Origin of the sequence: Candidatus Thiothrix phosphatis (assembly GCF_035668035.1) — a bacterium.
Taxonomy (GTDB): Bacteria; Pseudomonadota; Gammaproteobacteria; order Thiotrichales; family Thiotrichaceae; genus Thiothrix; species Thiothrix phosphatis.
In genome coordinates this window covers 1-5,795 of the sequence record NZ_JAYMYJ010000158.1, presented here as the reverse complement: position 1 = coordinate 5,795, position 5,795 = coordinate 1, and the positions used below count along the sequence as shown (strand labels likewise).

4 protein-coding genes are annotated in these 5,795 nt (G+C 56.4%); all 4 read right to left on the bottom strand.

What is annotated here, in order from left to right:
• Positions 1 to 1,439 (bottom strand): GmrSD restriction endonuclease domain-containing protein (locus VSS37_RS20555; protein WP_324698256.1); only part of this gene is annotated, 1,439 nt, incomplete at its 3' end.
• Positions 1,436 to 2,221, bottom strand: a complete 786-nt coding sequence (locus tag VSS37_RS20550) for a DUF4391 domain-containing protein (RefSeq protein ID WP_324698255.1) — start codon at positions 2,219 to 2,221, stop codon at positions 1,436 to 1,438. The genes VSS37_RS20550 and VSS37_RS20555, both read right to left, overlap by 4 nt.
• Positions 2,218 to 5,412 (bottom strand): DEAD/DEAH box helicase family protein, encoded by a 3,195-nt coding sequence (locus VSS37_RS20545; RefSeq protein WP_324698253.1) that lies wholly within the window; start codon positions 5,410 to 5,412, stop codon positions 2,218 to 2,220. Before VSS37_RS20545 ends, VSS37_RS20550 begins: the two co-directional genes overlap by 4 nt.
• Before the next feature lie 3 nt (positions 5,413 to 5,415).
• Positions 5,416 to 5,619 carry a hypothetical protein gene (locus VSS37_RS20540; protein ID WP_324698251.1) on the bottom strand — a complete coding sequence of 68 codons (204 nt, stop codon included), beginning with the start codon at positions 5,617 to 5,619 and terminating at the stop codon, positions 5,416 to 5,418.
• Between the last annotated feature and the right edge of the window lie 176 nt (positions 5,620 to 5,795).

Genomic DNA, 5,795 nt, shown 5'->3' with positions numbered 1-5,795 from the left:
GGATGGCGCTGCTCGAACTCGGCAAAATACTCTTCCGGCAATCGGTCGCTGATCTCCAGGTTGGTTTGCTTGGTCTGGAAGCAGAAATTCGCCAGCGCATTCACTTCGGTGCGTTTGTGATCGAGCTTGTAGAGCTGTGCCTTGGGGAAGATGTGATGAACCTCCAGCTTGCTCATTTTGCCCAGCAGGTTGGCCTTAAGCTCGATTCCCGTACCCCAGTCTCGCGCTCCACCCATACGAGTCAGCATGTACAGCACGGGGTAGAAGCGAGCCCCCAGGCTCCAACCGGTAAAGTGTTCAGGCTCGATTCGCAAACCACCGCGCCAGAAACGCAGCTTGGTCAGCAGTCCGTCAATCCCACCGCTTTCCAGCGCAGCCAGGTCTTCGTCAATGGTCGATTCGGTGTTGCCCGAATAACGGCCCCACATCCCGGCCTGAGCAAACCAGAAGAGCAGCTTGTCACGCTGCTTTTCATCCAGTTGCCCTTTGTTTTGGTCGAGGAAGCGCACCATCACCGGAACCGCGAAGCGCCCGAACAGTACCTGCTCATGGTCAAGACCAAGCCGACCGCCAATCAGGTTCAGGGAAGTATCAATTGCCTTGGTGGAACGCTTCAGGCCATCCTGAATATCTTCTGCCGTCTTGTTGTCGAGGTGGCTGAACTTGGCTTCGCCGGTTAGTACGGTGTTCAGGGAACGCAGCAGCCAGTCGAGATTGAAGTTGAAGTCGGCTTGAGACCAGGCTTTCAGCTTGTTCTTCATGGTTTCTCGGGCTTCCGGCCAGTCGGCACAAATCTTTGCCAAGGCCAGGTCGCCCTTCGACAACTTGGTGCCGCCGCTATTCACCCGGTTGAAAATATCGACCACCACATCGAGCGATTTATCGGCCCCGGTAACTTCCTCGATATGCAGATCAACATCGGAGATACCGAGAAGCTGACTCAAACGCCCTACGTAGATGCCGATCTTGGGTGCCAGGTCTGGTTGTTGGGTTAGCTTGGTGACGAAACCGCCCAGCCCCGCCGTACCTGCCTGCATCAGGGAGCTAACGTCAATCCACAGCGGATCGCCTGCCATCTTCAGGGGTTGGTAGAACGAGAAGGTCTCATTCTCAAGATGAAAATGCAGGCCGGTAAATGCTTTGGCATTGCCATCGAAAAACTTGGGCGGCTTGCCGCGAATCACCCCATACAGGGAACTCATGCGTTGCTGGCCGTCGAGCAACAGTTTGACGATCCCCGACACCACTGGACCATCACCCCGATGTGCCGTCGTTTTGGCTTCGGTCGCCCAAACCAGGAGACCACCTACTGGATGACGACGGTACAGGGAGTCAAACAGCCCTCGTACCTGATCGCCGCTCCAGACGTAACCGCGTTGGAACTCGGGCAATGCCATATGACCGCTGTCAATGTGGTCGAGGATGGTCGAAATTTTCATGCTTTCTCCATTCTGAGCAGCCCGAGGTGCTGGGATTCTTCCCTTTCCAGGCGCTTGATCTCTAAATTCAGTTCAACTTGCCGGGCCATTTGTTTTTCTTTCGTGGCGACGGCTTTGAGGCGGGCAACTTCGACCCGCAGCCTCTTTGCTTCCTGCAATGCTTTGTGACGCTCTATCGCATGTTCCCGCGACGAAGAAACAACAAACACGCCAGTCACGAAGGCTGCCTGTAATGCGATGACGGCATCCATCCACCCTTGATACAGGGCGTAAAGTGACAAGCGAGGCTGCTTGTCCAGCGGCAAGGTATCGACAAACTGTTGGATCAGGTCTGGCCGTTCAGGGGAATACAGGTTGGCCTCCAGTACGTCACCGTCCAACACGGTCTTGCCGGCTTCGTTTTGTGCCCAGCGTTTATGCGCCAGCGAGATGCTGACTCCGGCCTGCGAATACGCCATCAGGAATGTGGGATAGGGAATGGCACGATGTACCAATTCGGCAATACGGCTGGCTTTGGCCTCCGGGCGCAGGTTGATGCTCAGGATGGCAATTTCGAGGTAATCACGTGCCTCGTCCTGATAGGCCGGAATCCCTACCGTTCCCGGCTTTAGTGCAGCCAGCCAATGAATCTCGTCGATGCCGTCGGCGATGGCGCGTTTATCCGCTGTCGTGGGTGCCCCCGTTTCGACCAGCATTTTCTTGGGAATACGCTGGTTGACCGCAGCACTCTCTGGGTAGCCCAGGGCGGCGACGAGATGAGGAAGGTCGAAACTGACGGTCAAGCCGACTGCTCCGGCAGAATCACCATATAGGCGACAACCTCAAAATCATTGCTGCCAGCAAACTCGCCTTTCAGAGCATGGGTTCCACCCGGCGAAAACAGACTGGCTATTGCCCGTTCCTCACTCTTGCCGATAATCGAGGCTACGGCAGCCGCCAGCAATTGCTGCACAGAAGCCATGTCTGCGCCCTGCTTGGTCTGCTGGTCGAAGCGGTGGATAGCCGCCGAGTCAGGGGTGTCACGGCCCAGGCTGACGCGCTTGAGCCAGTCCAGGATGCGCTTGGCCTGTGTGTAGGGAAGCTCAATCGAGCCAGCTTCGCTGACATGCACGAGAAAATGCGGGGCCAGCGGGTAGCCAGTTTCGGCAATCTTCTGAGCGGCAGCCCCTTCAGCCCGTAGGCAAAAGACGACTCCGGGCACAATGTCGGCATCCAGGCTGGTCGTAATGGCACAAGCGCCCAGCGGGAGAGATTCGAGTTTGCCGGGATGTGCTTTGAGGTACTGCGCCAGGTCAATTCGGAAGTCGGTCAGCGTCAAATCAGTTATCGACACGCCGGAAGAGAGGTCTTCAAGGTCGATCACCGTATCTTGCAACTTCAAGAGTTGCTTGCGCCGGTACTCCAGGTCGTTCATAGGGTTGCCGGACTGCTGTTCGATCAGGTTTTCTTCGCCGGTTGCCGAAATGTCGAGCAAGACCATGCGACCGCTGACCCGCTGTTCGAGATTGATGTACTCGTCCAGCTCCATGTTCGGCCAGAAGTTAACCAGTTGAATGCGCTCGTTGGGCGAACCGATGCGGTCGATACGACCAAACCGCTGGATGATACGAACGGGGTTCCAGTGAATGTCGTAGTTGATGAGCCAGTCGCAGTCCTGGAGATTCTGGCCTTCGCTGATGCAATCAGTGGCAATCAACAAGTCCAGTTCGCCTTCGTGCGCCAGATCGGCGGGGCGCTCCTTGGATCGTGGTGAAAAGGCGGTCAGGATGGATGCGAGATCCTTGCGGAGATGTGGCAGGCTGGTCTGGTTCCGCCCGGAGCCTGTCACCAAGGCGCTTTCAATACCCAAGTCAGCCTTGGCCCAGACCGATAGCTGTTCGTACAGGTAGGCAGCAGTATCGGCAAACGCCGTGAAGATGATGATTTTTTTGTTGCCTGCATTGGTTGGATGCTGGCACTTGTGGGTAATGACTTCGCGCAAGGCGGTCAGTTTTGCATCCCGAGCCGCATCAACCTGCTTGGCTGCTGCATAAAGAGCAGCGAGGCGATTTCGATCCTCGATCAGGTCATGCCGCCAGCGCAGTAGATCAACATCCGTCAGCAGCACCTTAACCTTGCGCCCAACCAGCAGGCTTTCAAAGGCCGGGTCGTCAATGTCCACATCGGCAATGTCCAGTTCTTCGATTTCTGGATCGTGAGCCTCGATACGTGCCAGCGTGGCTTCCACATCCTTCAGTTGGCGCTGAACGGTGAGCGTGAAGGACGACACCGCGCTTTCCATGCGCTTCAGAACATTGACGCGCAGCAGATGAATTAGGCTTTCTTCACGGTCAACCTGCCGGAAGAAGCTTTCGCCACCCCGAATCTGGGTGCTGTACTTGGCGTCGTAGTCAGCTTGCTTGTGCGGCAGGACATAGCGAAGCGGCGCATAGGCAGCCAGGTTCAGCCGACGAATTTCCAGGTTGATGTCACGAATCGAGCGGAATTCGCCAGCACGATCCACATCGGGCTTGATGTTGATCGGAGACAGTCGCACCGGGAAGGAGCCAGTCTCCGCCGTGCCGTAGTATTTCTGAATGTGCTTGCGAGAGCGCGCAATCGTGAGGTGATCCAACAACGTGAAGTAGTCAAACCCCAGCATTTCGACAAGACGACTGGGCGTTTTCTCCTCATCGTCAAGGCTTAGCCAGCGGTTGAACTGCGCTTGCGCCTTGCGCGTCGTGGCCTCGATGCTGGCGATGCCATGTTCCATCAATGCCGTGTCGTCGCCCTCGGTGGCAAAGGCGATCTGGTTCCGCAGATCTGCAAGGCGATTATTGACTGGCGTGGCCGACAGCATCAGCACACGAGTTTTGACGCCTTCCTGGATGATCCGGCGCATCAGTCGGTCATAGCGGGATTCGCGGCCCTTGTGCGTGGCCTTGTTGCGGAAGTTGTGCGACTCGTCGATGACAACCAGATCGTAGTTACCCCAATTCACATGGGCAAGGTCAATATCGCCCGACGTTCCACCTTCCCGCGAAAGGTCTGTGTGATTGAGTACGTCGAAATTAAAGCGGTCAGTAGCCAGTATATTGCGCTTGTCGTTGGCCTTGTAGAGCGTCCAGTTGTCGCGCAAACGCTTCGGGCACAGCACCAGCACCCGGTCGTTGCGAAGCTCGAAATACTTGATGACAGCCAGAGCCTCGAAGGTTTTCCCCAGACCAACGCTATCGGCAATGATGCAACCACCGAACCGATCAAGCTTGTCGATAGCGCCGACAACACCATCGCGCTGGAACTTGTACAGCTTCTTCCAGACCAGCGTATTGCGGATGCCGGTGGCTGATTTGACGATGCGCTCCTCATCCATTTCATCTTCGGCATGGCTGAAGAGATGGGAAAGAATCAGCGCGTAGAGCGTAAATGGCGGGCAGTCCGCAGCCAGCGTTTCCAACGACTCGATAAACGCCTGCTTGCTGGCTTCATCGTGAGGGAGGCTGTTCCACTGCATGTCGAACCATTGGCTCAACATCGCTGCTTCATCAGCTGTATCGGATGCCTGGATGAGGTTAAGGGGGTTGCCAGGGGTAATCCCCAGACCATCGCTGGTTAGCCCGAAAAAGCCCATCACCACTTGCTGGGCAGCGCCGTTCGAGTCACGAACGACCGCCACACCTTGCGGCACCTTGCCTCTGGCAACGCGAACCTCTGCCTTTCCTTTGGCCCACTCCGCACATCGCTTTGCCAGCCAACGCGATAACAACTGGTTCCTGGCCGGTCGGTCTGCTTCGTTACCCATCAACCTTAGTTCGCCATCAATGGAAGGAATAACGATGTTGCTCTGCCTGATTGTCACCAGCTTGGCCTGCAGCGCCGAGAACGCGAACAGCGAGAACTCCGGGGTCACAATATCGAGTTGACCGTCCTTCTGCAGCTTCGGATCAAGCAGGTCGATGACGCGATCAGCGCCTGTGTTTTTGAGCAAGCGCATGAGCTAGTTCTCCCCTGCATTCTGCGATGCTGCTGACAGTTGGAGCTTGGCCTTCTTGGCGTAATCCCTGACCAGCACCTCGATCATGGAGGCTAAGGAGCGATGCTCGCGCTCCGCCGCCTGACGCAACAAGTCTTTAATCTCGGCAGTCGTCCTGATGGTCAGTGTCTCGTTCTGTTGGCGTGGCATGGCGGGCCTCGTTGGCAAGACTGCCAATGTACTGCCATTCGTTTAGCACAGCAATTCCAAACGGATATATCTTCGTCGAGTTCAAGTAGATAAGCCAGCAACTTGACGGCACTGGCCTTTAACCGCCGGGATAACTCGACGGCCTCGATCATCGTTCCGGCCACCCCGCTACGCCGCCAGCGGGATCAGATAGG

Excerpts from the sequence above, each read along its gene's own strand:
- VSS37_RS20545 (WP_324698253.1), bottom strand. The coding sequence starts at position 5,412 with ATGCGCTTGCTCAAAAACACAGGCGCTGATCGCGTCATCGACCTGCTT.